This window comes from Streptomyces sp. NPDC051555, assembly GCF_044454405.1.
Classification (GTDB): domain Bacteria; phylum Actinomycetota; class Actinomycetes; order Streptomycetales; family Streptomycetaceae; genus Streptomyces.
The window spans coordinates 47,367-73,102 of the sequence record NZ_JBITDP010000029.1 but is presented as its reverse complement, the minus strand read 5'-3'; the positions used below and the strand labels follow the sequence as shown (position 1 = coordinate 73,102).

22 protein-coding genes are annotated in these 25,736 nt (G+C 72.3%); 6 read left to right on the top strand and 16 right to left on the bottom strand.

Annotation, left to right across the window (positions count from 1 at the left end; genetic code table 11):
- Nucleotides 1-31: 31 nt before the first annotated feature.
- From ACIBEA_RS37700 to fahA, 8 genes are all read right to left on the bottom strand, one after another.
- Nucleotides 32-634 carry a hypothetical protein gene (locus ACIBEA_RS37700; RefSeq protein ID WP_399267733.1) on the bottom strand — a complete coding sequence of 201 codons (603 nt, stop codon included), beginning with the start codon at nucleotides 632-634 and terminating at the stop codon, nucleotides 32-34.
- A 94-nt stretch (nucleotides 635-728) separates the two neighbouring features.
- The gene (locus tag ACIBEA_RS37695) at nucleotides 729-3,470 is read right to left on the bottom strand and encodes a fumarate reductase/succinate dehydrogenase flavoprotein subunit (RefSeq protein ID WP_399267731.1); all 2,742 of its coding nucleotides are present in this window, start codon (nucleotides 3,468-3,470) and stop codon (nucleotides 729-731) included.
- 27 nt (nucleotides 3,471-3,497) lie between these two features.
- Nucleotides 3,498-4,304 carry an ABC transporter ATP-binding protein gene (locus ACIBEA_RS37690; RefSeq protein ID WP_399267729.1) on the bottom strand — a complete coding sequence of 269 codons (807 nt, stop codon included), beginning with the start codon at nucleotides 4,302-4,304 and terminating at the stop codon, nucleotides 3,498-3,500.
- Nucleotides 4,301-5,233: an ABC transporter permease gene (locus tag ACIBEA_RS37685; RefSeq protein ID WP_399267727.1), complete on the bottom strand. Its 933-nt coding sequence runs from the start codon at nucleotides 5,231-5,233 to the stop codon at nucleotides 4,301-4,303. Before ACIBEA_RS37685 ends, ACIBEA_RS37690 begins: the two co-directional genes overlap by 4 nt.
- Nucleotides 5,230-6,621 carry an ABC transporter substrate-binding protein gene (locus tag ACIBEA_RS37680; RefSeq protein WP_399267725.1) on the bottom strand — a complete coding sequence of 464 codons (1,392 nt, stop codon included), beginning with the start codon at nucleotides 6,619-6,621 and terminating at the stop codon, nucleotides 5,230-5,232. Before ACIBEA_RS37680 ends, ACIBEA_RS37685 begins: the two co-directional genes overlap by 4 nt.
- A 14-nt stretch (nucleotides 6,622-6,635) precedes the next feature.
- A complete protein-coding gene (locus tag ACIBEA_RS37675; RefSeq protein WP_399267723.1) occupies nucleotides 6,636-6,863 on the bottom strand; it encodes a ferredoxin family protein in 228 nt (75 codons plus the stop codon).
- Between the two features lie 49 nt (nucleotides 6,864-6,912).
- Nucleotides 6,913-7,683 (bottom strand): GntR family transcriptional regulator, encoded by a 771-nt coding sequence (locus ACIBEA_RS37670; protein ID WP_399267721.1) that lies wholly within the window; start codon nucleotides 7,681-7,683, stop codon nucleotides 6,913-6,915.
- A gap of 151 nt (nucleotides 7,684-7,834) precedes the next feature.
- Nucleotides 7,835-9,112, bottom strand: coding sequence for a fumarylacetoacetase (gene fahA / locus ACIBEA_RS37665; protein WP_399267719.1), 1,278 nt, complete (start codon nucleotides 9,110-9,112; stop codon nucleotides 7,835-7,837).
- A 140-nt stretch (nucleotides 9,113-9,252) separates the two neighbouring features.
- Between fahA and ACIBEA_RS37660 the strand changes: the two genes are divergently transcribed.
- Nucleotides 9,253-10,071, top strand: coding sequence for a Cof-type HAD-IIB family hydrolase (locus ACIBEA_RS37660; protein ID WP_399267717.1), 819 nt, complete (start codon nucleotides 9,253-9,255; stop codon nucleotides 10,069-10,071).
- A gap of 236 nt (nucleotides 10,072-10,307) precedes the next feature.
- On the opposite strand, the gene ACIBEA_RS37655 is transcribed toward ACIBEA_RS37660, so the two are convergent.
- Together ACIBEA_RS37655 and ACIBEA_RS37650 are read right to left on the bottom strand one after the other, a co-directional pair.
- Entirely contained in the window at nucleotides 10,308-12,314 is a 2,007-nt protein-coding gene (locus tag ACIBEA_RS37655) for a CocE/NonD family hydrolase (protein ID WP_399267715.1), read from the bottom strand.
- An 86-nt stretch (nucleotides 12,315-12,400) separates the two neighbouring features.
- Nucleotides 12,401-13,921, bottom strand: a complete 1,521-nt coding sequence (locus ACIBEA_RS37650) for a peptide MFS transporter (protein ID WP_399267713.1) — start codon at nucleotides 13,919-13,921, stop codon at nucleotides 12,401-12,403.
- Nucleotides 13,922-14,111: 190 nt separating this feature from the next.
- On the opposite strand from ACIBEA_RS37650, the gene ACIBEA_RS37645 reads away from it, so the two are divergent.
- From ACIBEA_RS37645 to ACIBEA_RS37630, 4 genes are all read left to right on the top strand, one after another.
- Complete coding sequence (locus ACIBEA_RS37645) at nucleotides 14,112-15,122, top strand: polyprenyl synthetase family protein (RefSeq protein ID WP_354382703.1); 1,011 nt, start codon at nucleotides 14,112-14,114, stop codon at nucleotides 15,120-15,122.
- A 249-nt stretch (nucleotides 15,123-15,371) separates the two neighbouring features.
- Nucleotides 15,372-16,580 carry an outer membrane lipoprotein carrier protein LolA gene (locus ACIBEA_RS37640; protein ID WP_399267711.1) on the top strand — a complete coding sequence of 403 codons (1,209 nt, stop codon included), beginning with the start codon at nucleotides 15,372-15,374 and terminating at the stop codon, nucleotides 16,578-16,580.
- A 119-nt stretch (nucleotides 16,581-16,699) separates the two neighbouring features.
- The gene (locus ACIBEA_RS37635) at nucleotides 16,700-16,903 is read left to right on the top strand and encodes a ribbon-helix-helix domain-containing protein (protein ID WP_239516343.1); all 204 of its coding nucleotides are present in this window, start codon (nucleotides 16,700-16,702) and stop codon (nucleotides 16,901-16,903) included.
- Entirely contained in the window at nucleotides 16,900-17,316 is a 417-nt protein-coding gene (locus ACIBEA_RS37630; protein WP_385774719.1) for a hypothetical protein, read from the top strand. Before ACIBEA_RS37635 ends, ACIBEA_RS37630 begins: the two co-directional genes overlap by 4 nt.
- Before the next feature lie 96 nt (nucleotides 17,317-17,412).
- Here ACIBEA_RS37630 and ACIBEA_RS37625 read toward each other — a convergent pair whose 3' ends face one another.
- From ACIBEA_RS37625 to ACIBEA_RS37615, 3 genes are all read right to left on the bottom strand, one after another.
- Complete coding sequence (locus ACIBEA_RS37625; RefSeq protein ID WP_399267708.1) at nucleotides 17,413-18,729, bottom strand: M28 family metallopeptidase; 1,317 nt, start codon at nucleotides 18,727-18,729, stop codon at nucleotides 17,413-17,415.
- A 201-nt stretch (nucleotides 18,730-18,930) separates the two neighbouring features.
- Nucleotides 18,931-19,932: an EamA family transporter RarD gene (gene rarD, locus ACIBEA_RS37620; protein WP_399267706.1), complete on the bottom strand. Its 1,002-nt coding sequence runs from the start codon at nucleotides 19,930-19,932 to the stop codon at nucleotides 18,931-18,933.
- Nucleotides 19,933-20,044: 112 nt separating this feature from the next.
- Complete coding sequence (locus ACIBEA_RS37615) at nucleotides 20,045-20,899, bottom strand: SDR family oxidoreductase (RefSeq protein ID WP_399267704.1); 855 nt, start codon at nucleotides 20,897-20,899, stop codon at nucleotides 20,045-20,047.
- A 105-nt stretch (nucleotides 20,900-21,004) separates the two neighbouring features.
- On the opposite strand from ACIBEA_RS37615, the gene ACIBEA_RS37610 reads away from it, so the two are divergent.
- Complete coding sequence (locus ACIBEA_RS37610; protein WP_399267702.1) at nucleotides 21,005-21,403, top strand: winged helix-turn-helix transcriptional regulator; 399 nt, start codon at nucleotides 21,005-21,007, stop codon at nucleotides 21,401-21,403.
- 61 nt (nucleotides 21,404-21,464) lie between these two features.
- Here ACIBEA_RS37610 and ACIBEA_RS37605 read toward each other — a convergent pair whose 3' ends face one another.
- The 3 genes from ACIBEA_RS37605 to ACIBEA_RS37595 form a co-directional block, all read right to left on the bottom strand.
- Nucleotides 21,465-22,544, bottom strand: a complete 1,080-nt coding sequence (locus tag ACIBEA_RS37605) for a 2-oxoacid:ferredoxin oxidoreductase subunit beta (RefSeq protein ID WP_399267700.1) — start codon at nucleotides 22,542-22,544, stop codon at nucleotides 21,465-21,467.
- Nucleotides 22,537-24,480, bottom strand: coding sequence for a 2-oxoacid:acceptor oxidoreductase subunit alpha (locus ACIBEA_RS37600; RefSeq protein WP_399267698.1), 1,944 nt, complete (start codon nucleotides 24,478-24,480; stop codon nucleotides 22,537-22,539). Before ACIBEA_RS37600 ends, ACIBEA_RS37605 begins: the two co-directional genes overlap by 8 nt.
- 222 nt (nucleotides 24,481-24,702) lie before the next feature.
- Entirely contained in the window at nucleotides 24,703-25,362 is a 660-nt protein-coding gene (locus ACIBEA_RS37595) for a response regulator transcription factor (protein WP_330335137.1), read from the bottom strand.
- Nucleotides 25,363-25,736: the final 374 nt, after the last annotated feature.

Here is a 25,736-nt window from a genome sequence, read left to right as displayed (position 1 = left end):
CGTATCGCCGGGAATCGGGTAAGCACCGCCCTTACGGGTGACCGTGTGTCGGGTCGGCCGGGGTGCCGGGCTTCTTCGGGCAGGTCAGGGCCGTGTTCCAGTTGTGGAAGCGGCCCGCCGGGTTGTCGCGGTAGGCCCACAGGTGGAGGTCGTAGTGCTTCGGCATGCCCGCCCAGTGGCCCGGCATCGGGCCGTCGAAGGGCAGGCCGAACATGCTCGGCCGGTCGTCGGAGGTCTTCAGGTCCTGGTCCCCGTCGGTGGACATCCACTCCACGGTCTCCAGCTTGCGCCGGCCGTGCGAGTCCTTCGCGGTGCTGTAGAGGAGCGCGGTCGGCCGGCTCGGGTCCTTCGAACCCCAGTTGGCCTCCTTGACGTAGTGGTAGCCCATGGCGCCCGCGCCGAAGGGGTTGGTCATGCACTCCTCGCCGTGCGGGACGTAGCCGTCCTTGAGCGCCTCCTGCTCGTCCACGTACTTGGCGGTCACCGCCATCGCCACGGCCATGTCGCGCATCGCCTGGACGTTGCGGGGGTCGGGTGCGGGCCCGTCCACCGCCTGGGCCGCCGGGACGGCGGCCAGGGCGAGGGACGCGGCAGCCGCGCAGGTCAGGGCGGCCTTCAGGGGGCGTGCGTGCATCGGGGCTCCTGAGGTGGGGGCGTGCGTCCACCCTGTGCGGGGGCGCGGGCGGGCGCACGCGGTGCTCACCCAAAGGGGGGCGGGCGGCGCCCGGTCAGGCGGCCGCCCGGGCGGCGTAGGCGCGCACGTCCGCGTCCGGGTCGGCGGTGGCCGTCGCCAGCGCCGCGCGGGCGGCCGGCTCGGCCCGGTGGGCCAGCAGGGCGAGCACGGCGGCCTTGCGCACGTCGGCGTTCGGGTCGGCCAGCGCCCCGGTGAGGTGCGCCACCGCCACCCCGGGCCGCGCCGCGGACAGCGCGGCCGCGGCCCCCGCCCGGACCTGCCACGCCGGGTCCCCGGACAGCGCGGCCACCGCGCGGTCGGCGTACGGGCCCCCGCACCCGGTGGTGGCCAGCGCCCCCAGCGCCGCCCCCCGCACCAGCGGGTCCGCATCGCCGAGCAGCACCTCCAGGGGCTCCGGGCGCGCACCGCGCACCGCGGCCAGCCCCTTGGCCACCGCCACCCGGACCTCGCGCGCCCCGTCCCCGGCGGCCCGCGCGAGGGCGTCCACCGCGTCCACCGACACCAGGGCCCGCACCGCGTGGATCCGCACCTCCGCCTCGGGGTCGTCGAGGTGGGCGGCGTACAGCGGCGCGTCCCCCAGCCGCAGCGCCCGCAGCACCTCCAGCGCCGCCGAGCGGACCACCGGGTCGGCGACCCGCGGGTCCGTCACCGCCAGCGCGGCCCGCAGCCCGGCGGCCAGGGCGGGCTCCGCCGGGAGCACTTCCAGCAGCTCCCGCAGCGAGGCGGCGGCCACCGCCCGTACCGCGGGGGAGGGGTCGGCGAGGCGCTCGGCGAGCGCGGGCCCGGCCCCCGCCGGGACGCTCTCGCTGACCGCGGCCACGGCGGCCGCGCGCACCGCCGGGTCCGGGTCGAGGAGGTAGGGCCGCAGCGCCGCCAGCCCCGGCGCTTCCTCCGCCAGCGCCAGCAGTTCGAGGATCCGGGGCGACGCCGCGGTGGCCACCGCGGGCCCCGCCGCCACCGGGGCCCCGACCGTCCGCGTCACCGGCGAGCTCCCCGCCCCCGTCCCCGCCGCCCCCGCCGTCGCGACGTCCAGCGGGTGCACCTCGCCCAGGTGCCGGGACGCCCCGCCGGCCGGTGCGAACTCCGCCACCGGCACCAGGTACGGCTCCACCGGGCGCGCCGTGAACTCCATTGCCCCGCCGGGGGACTTGCGCAGGTCCAGGTGGTACAGCCACTCCTCGTCGGAGCGCTCGGGGTGGTCGAGCCGCTCGTGGTAGAGCCCCCAGCGGGACTCCGTGCGCGCGAGCGAGGAACGGGCGGCCATCTCCGCGCAGTCCCGGATGAAGGACACCTCCGCGCACCGCATCAGCTCGTGCGCGGTGCGCGCGCCCATCCGCGCGATCTCCCCGGTCATCCGGTCGAAGGCCGCCACCGCGAGCGAGAGCTTCGCGCCGGTCTTCGGCGGGGCGACGTAGTCGTTCACGAACCGCCGGAGCTTGTATTCGACCTGCGGCTGCGGCGGCCCGTCGGGCGTGCGCAGCGGCCGGTAGACCAGCTCGTGCGCGGCGGCCACCTGGTCCGCCGGGAGGGGGCCCTCGTAGGCGGTGTACCGGGAGGCGTCCGCGCCCGCCAGGTCACCGAAGACGAAGGCGCCGATCATGTAGTTGTGCGGCACCGAGGCCAGGTCCCCGGCGGCGTACAGCCGGTCCACCGTGGTGCGCGCGTGCGCGTCGACCCGCACCCCCGAGGCCGAATGGCCGCCGCACAGGCCGATCTCCGAGATGTGCATCTCGATGTCGTGGGTGCGGTAGTCGTGCCCGCGGCCGGCGTGGAAGGTGCCGCGCGTGGGGCGCTCGGTGGTGTGCAGGATCGATTCGAGGGAGGTGATGGACTCCTCGGGGAGGTGGCTGAGCTTGAGGTACACCGGCCCCCGGTCGGAGGCGAGTTCGGCGGCGAACTCGGCCATCATCTGGCCCGACCAGTAGTCGGAGTCCACGAACCGCTCGCCGTGCCGGTTGACCTGGTAGCCGCCGAAGGGGTTGGCGACGTACGCGCACGCCGGCCCGTTGTAGTCCTTGATCAGCGGATTGATCTGGAAGCACTCGATGCCGGTCAGGGCGGCGCCCGCGTGGTAGGCCATGGCATAGCCGTCGCCCGCGTTGGTCGGGTTCTCGTACGTGCCGTAGAGGTAGCCGGATGCGGGCAGTCCGAGGCGCCCGCAGGGGCCGGTCGCCAGGATCACCGCGCCGGCGCGCACCGTCACGAAGGCGCCCGTGCGGGTGTGGAAGCCGGCCGCCCCGATCGCCCGGCCGTCCTCGGGCGAGGTGAGCACGCGCACCGGCATCACCCGGTTCTCGATCCGGATCAGCTCGCGCATCTCGCGCCGGCGCAGCTGCCGGTAGAGCACCTTCTTGACGTCCTTGCCCTCGGGCATGGGGAGCACGTAGGAGCCGGAGCGGTGCACCTGGCGGACCGCGTACTCGCCGTGCTCGTCCTTCTCGAACTTCACCCCGTACCGCTCCAGGCGCTGCACCATGGCGAAGCCGCGCGTCGCGGTCTGGCGCACGGTGGACTGGTCGACGATCCCGTCGTTGGCCCGGGTGATCTCGGCGACGTAGTCGTCGGGTTCGGCCCGGCCGGGCACGACCGCGTTGTTGACGCCGTCCATGCCCATGGCGAGGGCGCCGGAGTGCCGTACGTGCGCCTTTTCGAGCAGGAGCACGCGGGCACCCCGCTCGGCGGCCGTCAGCGCCGCCATCGTCCCGGCGGTGCCGCCGCCGATGACGAGGACGTCGCAGGAGATCTCCTCGGCCGAGCCGATCGCGGGGATGTCCACGGGTGCTGCCTTTCCGTTCGGTGCCGATCAGGGGGTGGTGGTACCGGGGGGCGGGTCCTCCCGCAGCGAGCGCAGGACCTCCGCGCGCAGGGCGCCCTGCGGGGCGCCGCCGGCCGCCGACCGCTCGCGCGGACGCGGTACGTCGAGCACGCGCCCGGCGGCGAGCAGTGCGACCCGGTCGCCCAGGAACAGCGCTTCGTCGACGTCGTGCGTGACGAAGACGACGGTCGCGCCGGTCCCGGCGAGGACCTCGACCAGCAGGTCCTGCATCTCGGCGCGGGTACGGGCGTCGAGCGCGCCGAAGGGTTCGTCCATCAGGACGGCCCGCGGGCCGCCGGCCAGCGCCCGGGCCAGCTGGACCCGTTGGCGCTGGCCGCCGGAGAGCCGGTGGGGGAGCTTGTCCGCGTGGTCCGCCAGCCCCACCCGCTCCAGCCAGCGCGCCGCCGTGCCGCGCCGCTCGGCCCGGGGCACCCGGCGGATGGCGAGCGGGAGTTCGACGTTGGCCCGCACCGTCCGCCAGGGCAGCAGGGCGTCGTCCTGGAAGACCAGCGCCCGGTCCGCCTCCGGGCGCAGCACCGGCCGGCCGTCCTGCTCCACGCTGCCCGCGAGCGGCGGCAACAGCCCGGCCAGGGTGCGCAGCAGCGTGGACTTCCCGCAGCCGGAGGGGCCGACGACGGCCAGCACCTCGCCCGCCTCGACCTCCAGCTCGACCCCGTCGAGCACGGTGGCGGGGCCGCGCCCGAGGCGTACGCCGCGCAGCGCGAACCGCGCGCCCGCGGCGGCGGGCCGACTCTTGTGCGCGGCCGGGTCGGTGGCCGTGCTGACCGTGTTCATGCGGGGGTCACCTCTTTCACCGTGTGGTCGTGCGGAGTCCGGCCCCGCGGCGTCCGGCGCCGTGGCCCGCGCGGGCGGGGGGTCCGGGCGGTGGGCGCCCCGCGCGCGGCGCGTTCCGGGAGCCAGTCGGTCAGTCGGCGGCCGATCCGTTCGACGGCCGTCGAGGTCAGCCAGCCGAGGGCGCCGATCGTGGCCATGCCGACGAAGACGCCGGGGTAGTCGACCACCGTGTAGTCCTGCCAGGTGCGGTAGCCGACCCCGTACTCGCCGGAGATCATCTCGGCGGAGATCACGCAGATCCAGGACACGCCGATGCCGACCGACAGCCCGCCGAAGATCCCCGGCAGCGCGCCCGGCAGGACCACGGAGAACAGCACCCGGGTCCGCCCGCCGCCCAGGGTCAGGACGGCCTCCTCCCACACCGGGCTCAGCGCCCGCACCGCGTGCCGGGTGGAGACCAGGACGGGGAAGAAAGCGGCCGCGCAGGTGATGAAGACGATCCCCTGCTCGTTGGAGGGGAAGAGCAGGATCGCCACCGGGACGAGCGCGATCGCGGGGATCGGCCGCAGCACCTCCAGCACCGGCCCCAGCAGGTCGGCGGCCACCTTCGAGCGGGCGATCGCGGTACCCACCGCCACTCCGAGCACCGCCGCGAGCGCGAAGCCCGTGACGATCCGGCGCAGGCTGTCGGCGAGGTCCTGCCAGTACGGGCCCGTCGCGGCCCGCTCGGCGAACTTCGCGGCGACCTCGCCGACCGTCGGGAACTGCTCGAAGCGCAGCCAGAGGTTCACGTCCAGCGAGGTGAGCAGCTGCCACGCCAGCAGCGCGGCCCCGAGCGAGGCCAGCCGCAGCAGCCGGCGGCCGGCGCTGCCCGCGCTGCTCGCCCCGCCCGTGTCGCCGGCGCCGCCCGGATCGCCCGCGCCGCTCATGCGGGGGACCCGGCGAGGCCCAGGGCCTCCTCGTAGGTCACCGTGCGGGCCCCGCCGCCGGAGTGCGCGGCGACGTACGCCGCGGCGCCCGCGGGGGTCACGAAGGCGCGCAGTTCGGCGCCCTCGGCCACCCAGACCGCCTTGTCGGCGAACCACGGGGTGCCGGTCACCGCGTCCGGTACGTAGCCGGCCCGGACCTGGCCGCCCGCCGCGCGCACGGCCCGGAGCAGCTCGCGCGGGGAGTCGTAGGCGGTGGTCCGGTCCGCTCCCTTGAGCCACAGCCGGGAGCGGGCGCCGGTGGCGGCCGGGTAGGCCGGGCCGGCCGCCGCGGAGATCCGCCGCAGCGGCTCCGGGTCCACGAAGGCGTCCACGTCGACGCCGCCGACGAGTTTGGCCGCCGTCAGCACCGGCACGTCCTGCTTGAGCGCGTCGATCAACTCGGGGCGCAGCGCCGGGTCGAAGGTCGCGATGCCGTCGGCGCCGTTGTAGAGGTAGACCACCTCGGCGGGCAGTCCGGTCGCCTTGGCCACCGACTCGGCGGCGGCCACGGGCTGGTCGCGCAGGTAGGAGGTGGCCTTCTGCTGGGCGCGCAGGAAGTCGTCGAGGACCCCGGCCCGTTGGTGGGCGAACTTCTCCCGGACGGTGACTCCGTGGAAGGTCGCCAGCTTCAGTTCGGCCCCGTCGTACAGGGCCTTGGCCCGGCCCTCGAAGGCGAGCTGGCCCGGCCAGGCCACGAACTGCGACAGCGCGTCGACGCTGCCCGCCTGGAGCGCCGAAGCGCCCACGCTGGGCTGCTGGTTGAGCTTCTGGATGCCCTTGTCGGGGTCGATCCCGGCGCGCTGCAGGGCGCGGACGAGGGTGCCGTCCGCGGCCGATCCGACGCTGGTGGAGACCTTCTTGCCGCGCAGGTCGGCCAGCGACTCCAGCGTCGAGTCGGGCGCGGTGACGATGGTGTTGAGGCCGCCGCGGAGGTTGTAGCCGGTCACCGACACCAGGTGGGTGGGCTGCTTCAGCTCCTTGCCGCGGGCGGCGTTGATGAGCAGCGGGAAGTCGCCCATCGAACCGATGTCGATCTTTCCGGCGGTCATCTGGGCGGTGATGGGCGCGCCGGTCGCGTAGTCCTGCCAGTCGACCTTGTACGTGACCCCGTCCCGCTCGCCGCGGGCCGCCAGCTCCTGTTCGAAGTAGCCGAGGGAGCGCAGCAGGGTGCCGGCGGTGACGGTGTTGATGGTCTTCGACTGGTAGCCGACGGTCACCGTGACCGTCCTGGCGCCGTCCGCCCCGTCCGCCCCGGCCCCCTGGCCGCCGCAGGCGGTGACCAGGGGCGCCAGGAGCAGCAGGGGCGCGAGGGTTCTCGTACGCAGGGCGGTCCGCGGGGGAGTGCGCATGGGGATCGGGCCTTTCACCGGAGCAGGTAGGGCATGTTGACGGTCACCGCGCCGGTGGGACAGCGGGCGGCGCAGGGGCCGCAGTACCAGCACTCGTCGACGTGCATGTAGGCCTTGCCGCTGTCCTGGTGGATGGCGAGCGAGTCGAGCGGACACATGTCGACGCAGAGGGTGCAGCCGTCGATGCACAGGGACTCGTCGATGGTCACGGGCACGTCGCCGCGCTGGGGGGCCAGAGGCATGGCTGTCTCCAGGAAAGGAGGGAAAGGGGAGGAGGTGCGGGGCGGGGGCTCAGCGGTCGCGGCGCAGCAGGCCGCTCATGGTGATCCGGTCGCCGCGGAAACGGATGAACTCCAGGTCGACGGGGCGCCCGTCGGCGAGGTGGGTGAGCCGCTCCAGCATCAGCACGGCGGCGCCGCGCGGGGCCTGGAGGACGGCGGCGGAGTGCGCGTCGGCGCTGACGGCCTCCAGGGTGATCTCGGCGTGCCCCAGCGGGCTGCCGGTCAGGGATTCCAGGAGCCGGAAGACGTCGGTGTGCTCCAGGTCGCAGTCGAGGAGCCCGGCGCCGATGTCCATCGGGATGTAGGTGAGGTCGAGGGAGAGCGGCAGACCGTTCAGCCGGCGCAGCCGCTCGATGTAGAGCACGTCGCCGTGTTCGGGCACGCCCAGGCGCTCGGCGACGGGCGCCGGGGCCGGTACGGGCCCCATCGTGCGGACCTCGTTGCTGACGGTGCCGTGCTCGTGCAGGGTTTCGGCGAGGCCCTGGAGGCGGTCGAGGCCGTGCGGGTACTTCTCGCAGACGACGACGGTGCCGACGCCGGGCTGGCGGGCCACCAACCGCTCGCCGCGCAGCAGGTCGAGGGCCTGGCGGACGGTGTTGCGGCTGGCGCGGTAGTCGGTGGCGAGGGCGTCCTCCAGCGGGAGGATCCCGCCGGGGTAGTGGCCGGCGAGGACCTGGTGGCGCAGGAGGTCGGCGAGCTGCCGGGCGCGGTCCGCGCGCAGCCGTCGGCGGCGCGCTGCGGCGACCGGGACGGTGTGCTCACGGAGGCGTTCGGCTGGCATGCGACGGAACATACCGAGGGGCCCCGGGCGGTGGTGTTGCCGCAGTGTTGCGCCACTGGGCGGCGCCCGGCGTACCGCTCTGACCTGGGACGACGGCGGGGTGGCGGAAAGATCCGCCACCCCGCCGCAGAGTTGCGTCCCGAGGTGTGGACTAGCGGGCGTCCGTGATGCGGCCGTCTGCGGTGCGGGCGGCCGCGATCGTGCCGGTGACCTCGCCGAGGCCGACCTTGGTGCCGTCGGGGCCCGGGGCCCAGGCGGTCAGGGTGACGGTGTCGCCGTCCTCCAGGAAGGTCCGCTTGCCGTCGGGGAGTTCCAGGGCGTCGCGGCCGTTCCAGGTCAGCTCCAGGAGCGAACCGCGCTGGCCGGTCTCGGGGCCGCTGACCGTGCCGGACCCGTAGACGTCGCCGGTGCGCAGGGAGGCGCCGTTGACGGTCATGTGGGCGAGCTGCTGCGCCGCGGTCCAGTACATCGAGGAGAACGGCGGGTGCGCGACCTCGTGGCCGTTGATCGCGACCGTGATGTGCAGGTCGAAGCCGCCCTGCTCGTCGGCGCCGGCGTCGGAGTCGTCGAGGTAGGGCAGCAGCGGGAAGTCGCGGGCCGGGGGCGCCACGCGGGCCGCGTCCAGGGCCTCCAGCGGGGTGACCCAGGCGGAGACGGAGGTCGCGAAGGACTTGCCGAGGAAGGGACCGAGCGGCACGTACTCCCAGGCCTGGATGTCGCGCGCCGACCAGTCGTTCAACAGGAAGAGGCCGAAGACGTGCTCCCGGAAGTCGCCGAGCGGCACGGCCGTGCCCAGTTCGGAGGGGGTGCCGACGACGAAACCGACCTCCGCCTCGATGTCGAGCTTGATGCTCGGGCCGAAGACGGGCGCCGGGTCCGCGGGCGCCTTGCGCTGGCCCGAGGGCCGCACGACGTCCGTGCCGGAGACGACCAGGGTGCCCGCGCGGCCGTGGTAACCGATGGGCAGGTGCTTCCAGTTGGGGGTGAGCGCGTCGCCGTCCGGGCGGAAGATCTGCCCGACGTTGGTGGCGTGGTGCTCGCTCGCGTAGAAGTCGACGTAGTCCGCGACCTCGTACGGCAGGTGCAGGGTGACGGCTTCGAGCGGCACCAGGTGGGGCTCGACGGCGGGCCGGTGGCCCGGGTCGGTGACCCACGCGGTGAGCGCGCGGCGCACGTCGTGCCAGGCGGTGCGGCCGGCCGCCAGCAGCGGGTTGAGGGAGGGCTGGCCGAGCAGCCCGGCGTACGGGGACCCGAGCGCGAGGGCGACGGCTCCGGCGTCCAGCACGTATCCGCCGATCCGCACGCCGACGCGCCGCCGGGGCTCCGCGGCCCCGCCCGTCTCCTCGGCGGTCGAGAACACGCCGTACGGGAGGTTGTGCGGCCCGAACGGGTCGCCCTCGGGTACGTCGAGGGGGCTCTGCAGGGGCATGGGATACTGCCTCGCTTTCCGGGCGGCCCGGGGGTGTCCCGGGTTTTGTTGACACGTTACGTGCCTGGTGGGGCCTGCGGGAGGCCGGATTCGGGCGCTATTTGTAGGACTTGTCCAACGAGGTCCGTATCCTTGAACCCGTGACTTCCGCCCCCCTTCGCGCCCTCCCGTACGCCCTGATCGCCACTGACCTGGACGGGACGCTGCTGCGCGCAGGTGACACAGTTTCCGCCCGTTCGTACGCGGCGCTCGCGACGGCGCGCGCAGCAGGCGCCCGGCACATCATCGTCACCGGGCGCCCCGTCCCACAGGTCCGGCACGTCCTGGACGACCTCGGCTACACGGGGCTCGCGGTGTGCGGGCAGGGCGCGCAGTTGTACGACGCGGCGGAGGGCCGGATGCTGCACTCCGTCGCCCTGGACCGGGATCTGGCGGAGGTCGCCCTCGGCAAGATCGAAGCGGAGGTCGGCGAGGTGTTCGCGGCCGTCAACCGGGAGGGGCTGGACGCGGAGATGCTGATGGGGCCCGGCTACCGGATGTGGCACCCGCACCTGCCGACGGTCCGCGTGCCGCGCCGGGCGGACCTGTGGTCGGCCCCGATCAACAAGGTGCTGCTCCAGCACCCCGAGCTGGACGACGACGAACTGACCCGGGTCGCGCGCGGCGTGGTCGGTGACCTCGTCAACATCACGATGGCCGGGGAACACACGGTGGAGATCCAGCCACCGGGCATCGACAAGGCCAGCGGGCTGGGCCGGGCGGCGGCCGTCCTGGGCCTGGACGCCTCCTCGACGATCGCCTTCGGCGACATGCCGAACGACATCCCCATGTTCGCCTGGGCCGCCCACGGGGTGGCGATGGCGAACGCGCACCGTGAGCTGGTCGCGGTGGCGGACGAGGTGACCCTGTCGAACGAGGCGGACGGCATCGCGGTGGTCCTGGAACGCCTGTACGCGTAGCGGGCCCCGCCCTCCCCTCCCTCCGGGGGCGCCTCAATCGCCGGCGGGGCTGGATTGGCCCGGCGGGGCTGATTTCAGCCCGCCCGGCGTTTGAGGGCAATCGTTGAGCCGCGCGGGCAGGCGGCGCCCGGGCCGAATCCAGCCCGCCCGGCGTTTGAGGGCAGTCGGTAGGCCGCGCGGGCGGGCCGAGCCGGGCCCGATCCAGCCCGCCCGGCGTGTGAGGGCAGCGGCCCGGCCTAGCCCGCCGCACGCGGCAGGCGGCGCTCCCAGGTCCGGTGGAAGAGGACCTCGTCCCCCTCCCGGCACACGACCTCGTTCGACGTCACGAAGCCGCCCTCGTCGCACGAGATCTCCGACCGGGTCTCCACCCTCGCGTCCCACCCCCGCTCCGGCCGGTGCAGCCGGATCCGCCAGTGCGAGACGGTCCGGGCCGACAAGGGGTCGCCGTCCTCGATCTCGTACACCTCCTGCGCGTCCTCGCTGAACTCCAGCCCGTCCGGGTACACCCGCGTTCCGCCGTACCGCGGGTCCACCTCCAGCCGCCAGAGCCCGCGCGCCACGTCCCGCACGACCAGCCGCTCCGGTCGCGGCTCGTCCAGGGTCCCGGGATGGACCACGCCGAGGCCCTCGGACTGCTCCGGCGGCTCGAAGACGATCTCCGGGCCCGCCCCCACGGCCGGGTCCCGGACCGGCAGGGTCAGCGCGCTCCCCGCGGGCTCCAGCGTCCAGCCCGCCTCGGACCCGGCCCGCGGCCAGATCCACGGCCAGTACGCGGAGGACACCGCGAGCCGGATCCGGTGCCCGGGCGGAAAGGCGTGCCCGATGCCGTTCAGCTCGAAGGTGACGTCCTCGTACGCGCCCACCGGCCACGGCACCGCCTTGTCCCGCCCCCGCCGCGCGGACAGGTTCAGCGCGCCCCGGGTGACCAGCGTCGAGGACCCGTCGGGCGCCACGTCGCAGACCCGGGCGACGACCTGCCCGTACGGCACGTCCATCCGCAGCCGCAGGGTGACCCGGGGCCGGCCCAGGACCTCCAGCCGCCCGCCGGCGCCCACCGGGAACTCGAAGCAGGCCGACTTGGCGTCCTCCTCGCGCTGGTCCGGCGGCAGGTCGCCGTCGTTGCCGAAGGGGAAGAAGCGGCCCGCGTCCAGGCCGGTGTGCTGCGGGGACACGACGAGGACCGGGTCGCCCTGGAGCGCGTACGTGTGCGGCGCGACCGCCGGCGAGGGCCAGGCCGGGTCGCCGACCCAGCGGCCCTCCATCCGCTCGTAGACGGTCGCCGGGGGGTGCGACTCGCTGATCCAGGAGCGCAGCAGCGGCTCGTCCATGACCCCGTTGTCCACCCCCTTGAGCCAGTGGTCCCACCAGCGCAGGGTCTCCTGGAGGAAGCCGATCGCGGGTCCCGGCGGCAGGCCGCGGTCGGGGTACTGGTGCGACCAGGGGCCGATCAGGCCGCGCACCCGGTCGGCCGGCAGGTGTTCGACCAGCCGCAGGACGGTGTCCCGGTAGGGGTCGTGCCAGCCGCCGACGGCCAGGACGGCCGCGCCGATCGCCGCGTAGTCCTCGCAGACGCTGCCGTGCTTCCAGTACGCGTCGCGGGTCTGGTGCGCGAGCCAGGTGTGGACGAGCGGCTGGAGCGCCTCCAGCCGGTCCAGCCACTGCTCCTTCCAGCCGTCGCCCGCGTAGAGCGGGTCCGGCGGGCGGGCGGCGAAGGCGAGCATGGTGGCGGCCCAGGCGTGCATGTCGACGGCGAGGACGGAGCCGCCCATGTAGTGCACGTCGTTGTCGTAGCGGTCGTCGGTGGAGCAGACGGTGACGACCGCCTTGAGCGGCTCGGGCGCGAGGGCGGCGATCTGGAGGGAGTTGAAGCCGCCCCAGGAGATGCCGAACATGCCGACCGCGCCGGTGCACCAGGGCTGAGCGGCCAGCCACTCCACGACGGCGACCCCGTCGGCCAGTTCCCGCGCGTCGTACTCGTCGCCGGGGTGGCCCCCGCTGTTGCCGTGGCCGCGCACGTCGACCCGCACCGAGGCGTAGCCGTGACCGGCGTACCAGGGGTGGCGCTGCTGGTCACGGGGCGCGGTCCAGTCGCTGAGCCGGTACGGGAGGTACTCCAGCAGCGCCGGAACGGGTTCGTCCGTCACGGGCCGCCAGATACGGGCGTACAGCGTCACTCCGTCGGGGAGCGGAATCCGGACATCCTCGTGGGTGGTCCCGTACGGGAAGTCGGTACGGATGTTCATGCGCGGCCTCAGCCCCTCGCAGTACTGGGAACGTGTGGACAGGCGGACGAGCGGACGAGCGGACGAGCGGGCGGCCGGGCGGCCGGTCAGTGCACGGGGTGCATCGTGCGCTTCAGCCAGGGCGCGAGGGCGATCACGGCCAGGCCCGCGGCCACCGCGATCGCGCCGTTGACGCCGAAGTAGGCGGGGACGGAGACCTTGCCGTAGACCTTGACCACCTGGGCCTGGATGCCGTTGGCGAGGGCCAGCGAGAGGAACCACAGGGCCATGGTCTGGCTGGCGTAGGCCTTCGGGGCGAGTTTGGTGGTGGCCGACATGCCGGAGGTCTCCAGCAGTACGTCGCCGAGGCCGAGCAGCAGGTAGGAGCCGACGATCCACCAGGCGGCCATCTTGAAGGTGTCGTCGCCCCCGTGCCCGGAGGTCGGGATGACCATCAACAGGAAGGACAGGCCGCCCAGGATCACGCCGAGGGCGATCTTGTTGGAGGAGTGCGGCTGGCGGCGGCCCATCCGGACCCAGACGGCGGCGACGACCGGGGCCAGCGCCACCTCGAAGGCGCCGAGCGCGGAGGCGTACCAACTGGCCGGGAAGTGGAAGCCGAGGATGGAGGTCTGGGCGTTCGTCGAGGCCAGCAGCATCATCGTCGAGTACGCCTGGAACAGGATGAAGTTGAAGGCGACGGAGGCGAGGAAGAGCACCACGTACGGGCGCAGCCGGCCGCGCTCCTCGGCGCTCACCCGGGGGCTGCGGAACATGACGGCGAAGTAGACGACCGGGGCGATCACCGAGATCAGGGTGAGCAGGTCGACGAACCGGCCCATGGTGAGCCAGCCGATCCGGGCCGCCAGGGTGGCGAGGACCGCCACGCCCAACAGGCCGCCCACGATGCTCCATACGGCGCGGCGCATCGCCGCGGGGGCGAGGGGGTACTCGGCGGAGTGCTTTCGTCCGGCCAGATGGCGGCGTCCCAGCACGTACTGGATCAGGCCGGCCGTCATGCCGATCGCGGCGGCGGAGAAGCCCCAGTGCCAGCCCTTGTGCTCGCCGAGCCAGCCGGTGATGAGGGGACCGGCGAAGGCGCCGATGTTGATGCCCATGTAGTACAGGGCGAATCCGGCGTCGCGGCGCTGGTCGTCGGTGCGGTAGAGCTTGCCGACCATGCTGGCCACATTGGGCTTGAGCAGGCCGGTGCCGGCGCTGATCAGGCCGAGGCCCACCCAGGTCATGGCGGCGGTCGGCACGGCCATCGCGTAGTGGCCGCAGGCGATCAGGACGCCGCCCCACAGGACGGAGCGGTAGGAGCCGAGGATCCGGTCGGCGAGCCAGCCGCCGGCCACGGAAACCAGGTAGACCATGGTTCCGTAGGCGGCCGACACGGACGCGGCGGTTCCCGGATTCATTCCGAGGCCGCCGTTGACTACGGTGTCCGCGAAGTAGAGAACCAGGATGGCCTGCATGCCCAGGAACGAGAAGCGCTCCCAGACCTCCAGTCCGGAGAGCGTCGCCAAGCCCCTGGGGTGGCCGAGGAAGGCGTGGTCGTCGCCGGGCGGCGGCTGGTCGGCCTCCGGGTCCGCCGGTTCGTCGATATCAGGCGCAGTTCTGGACAAAACGCATTCTCCGGTCGTATTGGCTCCTTAAGAACATACCGGTGTGGTTCGGGCGGTGCGCTGGTCGCGACCGGGCGGGCGCTCTCGGTGATCGAAAACAGACCGGATACGCTGGCTTGAGTGATGGCAGCGACACATCGACAATCCAGGTGATCGTCACCGTGATCGTCAGCAGACAGGAGTACCCCTCGTGACCGTCGTCGGGCCGTTCGGACTGAGCGTGCGGGACCAGGCTCTTGAGAGCGATGTCCAGGCCGGACTGGCCGCAGTCGAGGCGGGTCTGCTGGAGGCCACCAAGAGCGAAGTCCCCTTCATCACCGAGGCCGCGCAGCATCTGGTCAAAGCCGGCGGCAAGCGGTTCCGGCCGCTGCTGGTGATGCTCGCGTCCCGCTTCGGCGACCCGTACGCGCCCGGCATCGTGCCGTCCGCGGTGGTCGTGGAGCTGACGCACCTCGCGACGCTCTACCACGACGACGTCATGGACGAGGCGGACGTCCGGCGCGGCGTGGACAGCGCGAACACGCGCTGGGGCAACTCCGTGGCGGTCCTGACGGGTGACTTCCTGTTCGCCCGCGCCTCGCACATCCTGGCGGACCTCGGCCCCGAGGCCGTGCGGATCCAGGCCGAGGCCTTCGAGCGGCTGGTGACGGGTCAGATCCTGGAGACGGCCGGTCCGCGCGACGGCCGCGACCCCGTCGCCCACTACCTCGACGTCATCGCGGGCAAGACCGGCTCGCTGATCGCCGTCTCGGGCCGCTTCGGCGCCCTGATGTCCGGCGCCGACGAGTCGGTCGTCGACATCCTCACGCAGTACGGCGAGCGCCTCGGCACCGCCTTCCAGCTCGCCGACGACGTCCTCGACATCGCCTCCGACTCGCACGAGTCCGGCAAGACGCCGGGCACGGACCTGCGCGAGGGCATCCCGACCCTGCCGGTGCTGCGGCTGCGGGAGATGGCCGCCCGGGACGGGCGGGAGGAGGACCTGGAGCTCGTGCGCCTCCTGGACGGCGACCTGACGGACGACGCCCGGCACGCCGAGGTGCTGTCCCGGCTGCGGGTGCACCCGGCGCTTGAGCAGGCGCGGCGCGACACCATCCGCTACGCCGAGGACGCGCGGGCCACGCTGGCCCCGCTGCCCGAGTGCTTCGCGAAGTCCGCCCTGGAAGAGCTGTGCGACGCGGTCGTCCACCGGGCCGGCTAGCACCCCGGTAGGACCTAAGACAGAGGCCAGGCCCTCCGACCCCTACGGGATGGGGACGGGGGGCCTTCGTCATGTCATCCCACGGGCGTACACGGAGTTGGCTCCGAGGAGTGATGCCCCGGAGGGCCTCCGTTTGGTCAGATAGAGACACACATCCCCACCAGATCGGGTGAGAGTGGCGGCGCGGGGTGGACGTTGAGATGTCGGGATGGGTAGGTCGCCGCCTACACACAGAGGTAGGGCAGAGACATGGCAGCGAACGTAAAGACCTCTCGCAAGGCCTCGCGGTACGCGGTACCGGTCGTGGTCGTGGGAGTGGCCGTGGCGACGGTGGGACTCGTTCCGGCCTTCGCCAACGCGAGCGGACCGGACCTTCCGAAGGTGACGGCGCAGCAGCTCATCGAGAAGATCGCGGCGTCGGACACCCAGCAGCTGTCCGGCACCGCGAAGATCAGCACCGACCTCGGCCTGCCGAAGCTGGCGACCGGCCTGCTCGGCGGCGGGGGCGTCGCTGGCGGTTCCGCGAACCCGGAGGACAAGCTCACGCAGCTCGCCACCGGCACGCACACCTTCAAGGTCGCGGCCGACGGCCCGGACCGCCAGCGGATCACCTTCCTGGACGGCAAGGACGAGTACAGCCTCATCCACAACGGTGACGAGGTCTGGGGCTACGACAGCAAGTCCAATGAGGTCTTCCACGACAAGGAAGCGGGCGCCAAGGCGGGGCAGAAGGGCAAGGAGCACAAGACGGCCGACCGGCTCGGCACCTCGCCCGCGCAGCTCGCCGAGGAGGCCCTGAAGGCCGCCGGACCCACCACCGACGTGAGCGTCGGCGACACGGCCCAGGTGGCCGGACGCGACGCCTACCAGCTGGTGCTCAAGCCGAAGGCGTCCGGTTCCACCATCGGGTCCGTCCAGATCGCGGTGGACGCCAAGAACGGTGTGCCGCTGCGCGTCCAGGTGCTCTCCAGCCAGGGCGGCAAGCCGATCCTGGACGCGGGCTTCAGCAAGGTCGACTTCGCCAAGCCCGCCGCCGACACCTTCACCTTCACCCCGCCCAAGGGCGCCAAGGTGCAGGAGGGCTCCGACGCCTCGCACGGGGACAAGGCGCAGCGCCGCATGGACTCCCTGCCGATCCCCGGCCTGAACGGCCTGACCGGCGGCGGGGCCAAGGGCGAGACCACGGTCCTCGGTGAGGGCTGGGGCGCGGTCGCCCGGATCGACTCGGGCACGGGCAAGGGCATGAAGGACTTCGAGGGCAAGGCGAACGAGAAGGGCGCCCCCAAGGAGGCCAAGCAGCTCCTCGACAGCCTCGGGGACAAGGTCAACGGGAAGTTCGGCTCCGGCCGGATCTTCTCGACCCGCGTGGTCAACGCGCTGATCACGGATGACGGCAAGGTCTACGTGGGTGCGCTCACCAAGGACGCCCTGGTCCAGGCGGCCAACGCCGCGAAGTAGCCGGGACGCCCGCGGAACGTGGGCACAGGTACGACAAGGGTGGCCCAGGACTTGTGTCCCGGGCCACCCTTGCGGCATAACTCTCCTCGGTACAGCGGGCCCGCTGTACCGTGAGTGCCATGTCGAGACACGTCACCATCCGCCTGGAGGAAGAGTTCCACGAGCGCCTCAAAGCGCGCGCGGCGGCGCTGGGGACGACGGTCACCGCGCTGATCACCGAGGTCACCGAACGCGAACTGGACGAGGACCGCAAGAACTTCCTCTCCGGCATCGAGGAGTTCGCCGACCACTGGGGCTACTTCCAGGAGCGGTTCGGCCATTGAAGATCACCATGGAGTGGGCCTGGACCGCTCTGGCCCACCACCTCCCGTCCGATCCCGCCGTGTGGGATCCCTCCGGGGTGGCCGCCGCGGTGGCCCGCCACCAGAACGACCTGGTGCTGGTCCCCGAGCAGCCCGCCCCCGACACGGCCTGGCGGGCCGCCGCGTTCCTGCACACCCTCGCGGTGTGCCCGGCGCTGGAATCCCCGATGAACGAGTTCTACGCGGCCGCGGCCACCCGCTCGTACCTGCGGGTCGCCGGGGCGAAGCAACTGCCCTCGCCCGAGGCGCTCGGTGATCTCGTGGAGGCCGCGAAGCTGGGCCGGGTCGACATCGCCGCCGTGGCCGAGGAGCTGCGCTCCCAGATACAGGAGCCGGTTCCGGAGGCCCTGCGGGTGCGCGCCGAAGGCACGTAGCGCCACTGCCGCCCGCGTCCCCGGGGGGAAGCGGGCGGCAGTGGCGCGTTCAGGGTGTTCGGGTTGTTCGGGGTGTTCCAGGGCTTTCCAGGGCGTTCAGAAGGTGATCTTCCAGCTGTTGATGTAGCCGGTGTCCTGCGCGGCCACGTCCTTCACCTGGAGCTTCCAGACGCCGTTGGCGACCTCGCTCGACGCGTTCACCGTGTACGAGGCGATGACGTTGTCGGCCGAGTCCGAGCTGGAGTTCTTCAGCCGGTACGCCGTGCCGTCCGGGGCGATCAGGTCGATCTGGAGGTCACCGCGGTAGGTGTGGACGATGTTCACGTCCACCTTGGTGGTCGCCGGGGCGTTGCCCGTGACGCCCGAGACGGTGATCGGTGAACTGACCCCGGCGGCCGGGGAGTCCGGGATGGCGTAGTCCGTCGTGTTCTCGAAGGACGGGCCCGGCGGGACCGGGGTGGACGCGCCCAGGGTCCAGACCGCGTAGGCGATCGCGTCGCTGTTCTTGTCCAGCGCCGCGTCGTTGATGTTCGCCGAGGTGTCGCACGACCGGTGGTAGCAGGCGTCGAAGGCCTTGCCGGAGGTGCCGCCCCACTTCTGGGCCTGCGCGGCGGTCTTGGTGTAGTCGGCGCCGCTGAAGAGGCCGCCGACCGGGATGCCCGCGTTCTTGAAGGGGGCGTGGTCGGAGCGGCCGTCGCCCTCGGTCTCGATCTCGGTGGGGATGCCGACGCCGGCGAAGTACGTCTTGAAGGTCTGCTCGATCGTGGGGTCGTCGTCGTAGACGAAGTAGCCCGGGTTCGGCGACCCGATCATGTCGAAGTTCAGGTAGCCGGAGATCTTCGACTTCTCGGCGCTCGGCAGGTTGTTGACGTAGTACGTCGATCCGACCATGCCCAGCTCTTCCGCGCCCCACCAGCCGAAGCGCAGGTGCTTGGTGGACTGGAGCCCGGCCCGGGAGACGGCGAGGGCCGTTTCGAGGATGCCGGCCGAACCGGAGCCGTTGTCGTTGATGCCGGGGCCGGCGCTGACCGAGTCCAGGTGCGCGCCGGACATCAGGACCGAGTTCGGGTCGCCGCCCGGCCAGTCGGCGATCAGGTTGTAGCCGGTGGCGCCGCTGGAGGTGAAGGTCTGCAGGGTGGTGGTGTAACCGGCCGCGTCCAGCTTGGCCTTCACGTAGTCGATCGAGGCCTTGTAGCCGGCCTTGCCGTGCGCGCGGTTGCCGCCGTTGGCGGTCGCGATCGACTGGAGTTGGGTCAGGTGCGCCTTGACGTTGGCTATGGGGATGTCGGGCGGCGTCGGCGCGGCCGTGGCCGCGGTGGGGGAGGCCAGCGCCGCGGGGGCGGTGGAGGCGAACAGGCCGGCCACCGCGATCGCGGTGACGGCGACCAGGCGCCGGGAGACGGACAGGCTCATGTGGGGGCTCCGGGATTCCGCGGGGATATGACGGAACTGAGGGGATAGAGCAAGTGAGCGTTAGTGCGTCAGTGCGAGCCTGATGTTCAGCGAGAGTATGACTGCCCGTCAAGGTCATAATCCGGTCAGTGGGGTTCGGAAAACGGACGATCCCCGGTACGGAGGTTCCGTACCGGGGATCGAGCGGTGGATGATGCGCGGCTAAGCCGGTTCGCGCGCCGGGGTCACGGGGGCGGCGGGCGCCCCGGGAGCGGCCTGTGCGGCGGGGGTGGCGACGCTCGCGGCAGTGGCCGAAACGGCTCCCGCGAGGGACGCGCGGGAGCGCCTGGCGGTCCGCAGCGCGTCCCAGGTGAGCAGCGCGAGCGCGGCCCAGACGAGGGAGAAGCCGGCCCAGCGCTCGGGCGGCATGGCCTCGTGGAAGTAGACGACGCCGAGGCCGAACTGGAAGACCGGGGCCAGGTACTGGAGCAGGCCGAGGGTGGACAGCGGGACCCGGATGGCCGCGGCGCCGAAGAAGACCAGCGGGATCGCGGTGACCAGGCCGGTCGAGGCCAGCAGGGCGGCGTGCCCGACGCCCCCGGTGGTGAAGGTGGAGTGGCCCTGGACCGTCAGCCACACGAGGTAGCCGAGGGCGGGCGGGAAGAGCAGCGCGGTCTCGGCGGCCAGCGAGTCCAGGCCGTTCAGGTTGATCTTCTTCTTGAGCAGCCCGTAGGTCGCGAAGGAGCAGGCGAGCACCAGCGAGATCCACGGCGGCCGCCCGTAGCCGATCGCCAGCACCACGACGGCGGCGAAGCCGACGGCGACCGCCGCCCACTGCGTGCGGCGCAGCCGCTCGCCCAGGACGAGGACGCCGATACCGATGGTGACCAGCGGGTTGATGAAGTAGCCGAGGCTGGCCTCGACGACCCGGCCGTGGTTCACGGACCAGATGTACAGGCCCCAGTTGATCGAGATCACGGTGGCCGCGAGCGCGGTCAGCCCGAGCTTGCGCGGCTGGCCGAGCAGGGCCCGTATCCAGCCCCAGCGGCGCATCACGAGCAGCGCGAGGCCGACGGCGACCAGGGACCACACCATGCGGTGGGCGAGGATCTCGATCGCCTCGGCGGGCTTGAGCAGGGGCCAGAAGAGGGGCACCAGCCCCCACAGGCCGTAGGCGCCGAATCCGTAGAGCAGACCCGTGCGCTGCTCGTCGTCTGTCCTCACGGGCCCTCCAGGGTCACTTCTCGCCAACCTCACGAAGGTAGCGCCGCCGGAGCGGGATGTCATGCCCTTGGGCAGGTGACGGTCATGACATCCGGATCCTCTCCACCGCGGCTCAGGCCAGGGCGGCCGCGATCGCGGTGGCGATCGGGGTGGTCGGGCGGCCGATCAGCTTGGCCAGGTCGCCGCTGGTGCCCGCGAGCCGGCCGCGCGAGATGGCCGCGTCCACGTCGACGAGGATGGCGGCGAAGCCCGCGGGGACGCCGGCGCCGGTGAGCACGTCGAGGTGCGCGTCCGCCGGGACCGCCGCGTAGGCGATCTCGCGGCCGGACTGCGCCGCGACCTCGGCGGCGTACTCCGCCAGGCTCCAGGAGGTGTCGCCGCTGAGCTCGTACACCTTGTTCAGGTGGCCCTCGCCGGTCACCACGGCGGCCGCCGCGGCGGCGTAGTCGGCGCGGGCCGCGGAGGCGATCCGGCCCTCGCCGGCGCTGCCGACGACCGCGCCGTGCTCCAGGACGTTGCCCAGCTGCGCGGTGTAGTTCTCGTGGTACCAGCCGTTGCGCAGGAAGGTGTGGGGCAGCCCGGAGTCGAGGATGAGCTGCTCGGTGACGCGGTGCTCGGCGGCGAGGTCGAAGTCGGCCTCGGGGCCGCCGAGGATCCCGGTGTAGGCGAGCTGGGCCACCCCGGCGGCCTTCGCGGCCCCGATCACCGCGGTGTGCTGCGGCACCCGCTGGCCGACCTCGCTGCCGGAGATCATCAGGACCCGGTCCCCGGCGCGGAAGACGCCCTCCAGGCTCGCGGGGTCGCTGTAGTCGGCGACGCGCACCTCGACGCCGCGCTCGGCCAGGTCGGCGGCCTTCGCCTCGTTGCGGACGACGGCGGCGATCTCCGAGGCGGGGACGGTGGCCAGCAGGTCCTCCAGGACCAGGCGGCCGAGGGCTCCGGTGGCTCCGGTGACGACGATGCTCATGGGGTGCTCCTTCAGGGGGTCCTGCGGGGTTCCTGCGGTTGATGACACCACCCTACGGAGCGCGCTAACTATTTGTAAGTACCCACTTTGAAGTAAGGTACTGGCATGGAAGTAAGTGCCAGTGTCGGTGCCAATGCCAATGCCAATGCCAGCGTCAAGGCCCCGATGTGTCCCTCCCGGGGCGTCCTGGAGCACGTCACCAGCCGCTGGGGCGTCCTCGTCCTGGCCGCGCTCGTCGAGCGGTCGTTCCGCTTCAGCGAACTGCGCCGCGAGGTGGGCGGGGTCAGCGAGAAGATGCTGGCCCAGACCCTCCAGACGTTGGAGCGGGACGGCTTCGTGCTGCGGGTCGCGCAGCCGGTGATCCCGCCGCGGGTCGACTACTCGCTCACCCCGCTGGGGCGCGAGGCCGCCGAGCAGGTGTGGGCGCTGGCCCGCTGGACGGAACGCCGTACGGGCGACGTCCAGGCGGCCCGGGCGGCGTACGACGGGGCCCGGACCCCGTAGCCATCGGCCGGGATCCGGGCCCCCGTCGCGCACTCCGTCGCGCAGGGCCGTGGCGTCGGGTTCAGCCGACGACGGTCCAGTTGTCGTTGCCGGTGAGCAGGGTGGTCAGATCGCCCTTGCCGTGCTGTTCGATGGCGGTGTCGAGCTGGTCGGCCATCTGCGTGTCGTAGACGGGGCGCTCGACGTTGCGGAACACCCCGATGGGCGTGTGGTGCAGGGTGTCCGGGTCGGCGAGCCGGGAGAGGGCGAAGGCGTTGGTCGGCGACGCGATGCGCGCGTCGTGGACCAGGACGTCGGCCTCGTTGTCCGGGGTGACCGTGACGACGTGCAGGTCGCCGGTGGCGCGGTCGCGCACGACGCCCTTGGAGCCGTCCGCCCCGAAGCGGATGGGCGCTCCGTGTTCGAGGCGGATGACGGCCTCCTGCGCCTGGTCCTGGTCTTTCAGGACCTCGAAGGCGCCGTCGTTGAAGATGTTGCAGTTCTGGTAGATCTCGACGAGGGCGGTGCCCTGGTGGTCGGCCGCGGCGCGCAGGACCTCGGTGAGGTGCTTGCGGTCGGAGTCGACGGTGCGGGCCACGAAGGAGGCTTCGGCGCCGATGGCGAGCGAGACCGGGTTGAAGGGCGCGTCGAGGGAGCCCATCGGGGAGGACTTGGTGAGCTTGCCGACCTCGCTGGTGGGCGAGTACTGGCCCTTGGTCAGCCCGTAGATCCGGTTGTTGAAGAGCAGGATCTTGAGGTTGACGTTGCGCCGCAGGGCGTGGATCAGGTGGTTGCCGCCGATGGACAGGGCGTCGCCGTCACCGGTGACGACCCAGACCGACAGGTCGCGGCGCGAGGTCGCCAGGCCCGTGGCGATGGCGGGGGCGCGGCCGTGGATGGAGTGCATCCCGTAGGTGTTCATGTAGTACGGGAAGCGGGAGGAGCAGCCGATCCCGGAGACGAAGACGATGTTCTCCTTCGCCAGTCCGAGCTCCGGCATGAAGCCCTGGACGGCGGCCAGGACGGCGTAGTCGCCGCAGCCGGGGCACCAGCGGACTTCCTGGTCGGACTTGAAGTCCTTCATCGACTGCTTGGCCTCGGCCTTGGGGACCAGCGACAGCAGCGTCGGTGCCTGGGCGGGGGCGTCGGTGACCTCAGTCATTGATGGCCTCCTGGAGGACCGTGGCGAGCTGTTCCGCCTTGAAGGGCATGCCGTTGACCTGGGTGTACGAACGGGCGTCGACCAGGTACTTCGCCCGGATCAGGGTGGCCAGCTGGCCGAGGTTCATCTCGGGCACCACTACCTTGTCGTAACGCCGCAGCACCTCTTCCAGATTCCTGGGGAAGGGGTTGAGATGGCGCAGGTGGGCCTGGGCGATGGGGGTGCCGGCCAGGCGCAGCCGGCGCACGGCCGCGGTGATCGGGCCGTAGGTGGAGCCCCAGCCCAGCACGAGGGTGGTCGCCCCGTCGGGATCGTCGAGGTCGAGGTCGGGGACCTGGATGCCGTCGATCTTGGCCTGGCGGGTGCGGACCATGAAGTCGTGGTTGGCCGGGTCGTAGGAGATGTTCCCGGTGCCGTCCTGCTTCTCGATCCCGCCGATGCGGTGCTCCAGCCCCGGCGTGCCGGGCACGGCCCACGGGCGGGCCAGGGTCTCCGGGTCCCGCTTGTAGGGCCAGAACACCTCGGTGCCGTCGGCGAGCTGGTGGTTGGGGCCGTCATGGAAGGGGACCCGCAGATCGGGGAGGTCGGTGACGTCCGGGATCCGCCAGGGCTCGGACCCGTTGGCGAGGTAGCCGTCCGAGAGCAGGAAGACCGGGGTCCGGTACGTCAGCGCGATCCGCGCCGCGTCGAGCGCGGCGTCGAAGCAGTCGGCCGGGGTCCGCGGTGCCACGATCGGGACCGGGGCCTCGCCGTTGCGCCCGTACATCGCCTGGAGCAGGTCGGCCTGCTCCGTCTTGGTCGGCAGGCCCGTCGAGGGCCCGCCGCGCTGGATGTCCACGACCAGCAGCGGCAGCTCCAAGGACACCGCCAGCCCGATCGTCTCCGACTTCAGCGCCACGCCCGGCCCGGAGGTGGTCGTGACCGCCAGCGAGCCGCCGAAGGCGGCCCCCAGCGCGGCCCCGATCCCCGCGATCTCGTCCTCGGCCTGGAAGGTCCGCACACCGAAGTTCTTGTGCTTGGACAGCTCGTGCAGGATGTCGGAAGCCGGGGTGATGGGGTACGAGCCCAGGTAGAGCGGCAGGTCGGCCTGCTGCCCGGCCGCGATCAGCCCGTAGGACAGGGCCAGGTTCCCGGAAATGTTGCGGTAGGTGCCGGTCGGGAACGCCTTCGTCGCGGGCGCGACCTCGTAGGACACCGCGAAGTCCTCGGTGGTCTCCCCGAAGTTCCAGCCCGCCCGGAAGGCGGTCACGTTCGCCTCGGCGATCTGCGGCTTCTTCGCGAACTTCGCGCGCAGGAACGCCTCGGTGCCCTCGGTGGGCCGGTGGTACATCCACGACAGCAGGCCCAGCGCGAACATGTTCTTGCTCCGCTCGGCCTCCTTCCGGGAGAGCCCGTACTCCTTGAGGGCCTCCACGGTCAGCGTCGTCAGCGGCACCGGGTGCACGTTGTACGCCTGGAGCGAGCCGTCCTCCAGCGGCGAGACCGCGTAGCCGACCTTCGCCATCGGGCGCTTGGTGAACTCGTCGGTGTTCACGATGATGTCCGCGCCCCGTGGCACGTCGGCGATGTTCGCCTTCAGGGCGGCCGGGTTCATCGCGACCAGCACGTTCGGCGCGTCACCGGGCGTGAGGATGTCGTGGTCGGCGAAGTGCAGCTGGAACGAGGACACGCCCGGCAGGGTGCCGGCGGGCGCCCGGATCTCGGCCGGGAAGTTCGGCAGCGTCGAGAGGTCGTTGCCGAAAGAAGCCGTCTCGGACGTGAAGCGGTCACCGGTGAGCTGCATGCCGTCACCCGAGTCACCCGCGAAACGGATGATCACACGGTCCAGCCGACGGACTTCCTTCTCGCCGGGACCCGCGGGCGTGCGCTGTCCACCGACTACAGCACCCCCGGCCCCGTCGGCCTGCTCGGCTGGGCTACTGACCTGGCTGGTCACTGAACTGGACCTCCTTCGAGGCGTGGCGTTCGCAAGGCCAACCCTACGTCGGTAAGGGTGTCCTTCCTTGGGCCGCTCATATGCTGGACCGTCCCGTGGGACGGCCTGGTCCGGAGTGTCTCCCGCCGCGCAAACCCCGGTGAGGAGACACTCCGCCGTCAGGTTCTTCGACACCCCCGTCGAGCCAGGCGCTACAGCATTGCCTGACAGGGTGTCAGTTGATCAGGATCTCAGATAGGTGAGGACGGCGAGCACGCGCCGGTGATCCCCGTCACTCGGCGACAGGCCGAGCTTCATGAAGATGTTGCTGACGTGCTTCTCCACCGCTCCGTCGCTGACCACCAACTGCTTGGCCACCGCCGAATTCGTCCGCCCCTCGGCCATCAGCCCCAGCACTTCGCGCTCGCGCGGCGTCAGCCCCGCCAGCACGTCCTGCTTGCGGCTGCGGCCCAGCAGCTGGGCGACCACCTCGGGGTCCAGGGCCGTGCCGCCCCGGGCCACCCGGACCACCGCGTCGAGGAACTCGCGCACCTCGGCCACCCGGTCCTTGAGCAGGTACCCCACTCCGGTACTGGAACCGGCCAGCAGTTCGGTGGCGTACTGCTCCTCGACGTACTGCGACAGCACGAGCACACCGATCCCGGGATAGTCCTTGCGCAGCCGTACGGCCGCCCGCACCCCCTCGTCGGTGTGGGTCGGCGGCATCCGTACGTCCGCCACCACCACGTCCGGCAGCGCGTCCTCCGCCGCCAGCTCCGCCACCGTCTTGATCAGGGCTTCCGCGTCCCCGACGCCTGCTACGACGTCATGCCCCCGGTCGGTCAGCAACCGGGTCAGGCCCTCACGCAGCAGCACTGAATCCTCGGCGATGACCACCCGCACCCTGTCTTCCACGACTCAGCAGCTCCCGCGTCACTCGTTGTCGATCCCTGGCACAGCCAAACACAGCCAAGCATCCCAGCCTCGGGGCCGGGTCAAGGCCGGTCCGGGCCAACAAGTGCGTGTACGCGCCCACTTTGCGAGGTCGAACCCCGCACCGGGCCTTCCGGCACGCCAAAAAGGGGCCCGAAGCCCCACCTCGGCGGGGACCCTGGCACCCTCCAGCAGAGCCCGGCCGATTCAGCCCCGCCGGGCCCCTTCCTGCGGGGCCTGGCCACCTCAGCCTCGCCGGCGTTTGAGGCGCGGGGGGGGGGGGGGCCGCCCCCGGCCCCCCCCCCCGGCCCCGGCCCGGGCGGCCCCCGCGCGCGCCCCCCCGG

Bases quoted from the DNA above. Each gene is read 5' to 3' on its own strand.
- ACIBEA_RS37655 (WP_399267715.1), bottom strand. From the start codon at position 12,314: ATGAACATCCGTACCGACTTCCCGTACGGGACCACCCACGAGGATGTC.
- ACIBEA_RS37670 (WP_399267721.1), bottom strand. From the start codon at position 7,683: ATGCCAGCCGAACGCCTCCGTGAGCACACCGTCCCGGTCGCCGCAGCG.
- ACIBEA_RS37625 (WP_399267708.1), bottom strand. From the start codon at position 18,729: ATGAGCCTGTCCGTCTCCCGGCGCCTGGTCGCCGTCACCGCGATCGCG.
- ACIBEA_RS37700 (WP_399267733.1), bottom strand. From the start codon at position 634: ATGCACGCACGCCCCCTGAAGGCCGCCCTGACCTGCGCGGCTGCCGCG.
- ACIBEA_RS37680 (WP_399267725.1), bottom strand. From the start codon at position 6,621: ATGCGCACTCCCCCGCGGACCGCCCTGCGTACGAGAACCCTCGCGCCC.
- ACIBEA_RS37615 (WP_399267704.1), bottom strand. From the start codon at position 20,899: ATGAGCATCGTCGTCACCGGAGCCACCGGAGCCCTCGGCCGCCTGGTC.
- ACIBEA_RS37635 (WP_239516343.1), top strand. From the start codon at position 16,700: ATGTCGAGACACGTCACCATCCGCCTGGAGGAAGAGTTCCACGAGCGC.
- ACIBEA_RS37605 (WP_399267700.1), bottom strand. From the start codon at position 22,544: ATGACTGAGGTCACCGACGCCCCCGCCCAGGCACCGACGCTGCTGTCG.
- fahA (WP_399267719.1), bottom strand. From the start codon at position 9,112: ATGCCCCTGCAGAGCCCCCTCGACGTACCCGAGGGCGACCCGTTCGGG.
- ACIBEA_RS37685 (WP_399267727.1), bottom strand. From the start codon at position 5,233: ATGAGCGGCGCGGGCGATCCGGGCGGCGCCGGCGACACGGGCGGGGCG.
- ACIBEA_RS37610 (WP_399267702.1), top strand. From the start codon at position 21,005: ATGGAAGTAAGTGCCAGTGTCGGTGCCAATGCCAATGCCAATGCCAGC.
- ACIBEA_RS37675 (WP_399267723.1), bottom strand. From the start codon at position 6,863: ATGCCTCTGGCCCCCCAGCGCGGCGACGTGCCCGTGACCATCGACGAG.
- ACIBEA_RS37640 (WP_399267711.1), top strand. From the start codon at position 15,372: ATGGCAGCGAACGTAAAGACCTCTCGCAAGGCCTCGCGGTACGCGGTA.
- ACIBEA_RS37690 (WP_399267729.1), bottom strand. From the start codon at position 4,304: ATGAACACGGTCAGCACGGCCACCGACCCGGCCGCGCACAAGAGTCGG.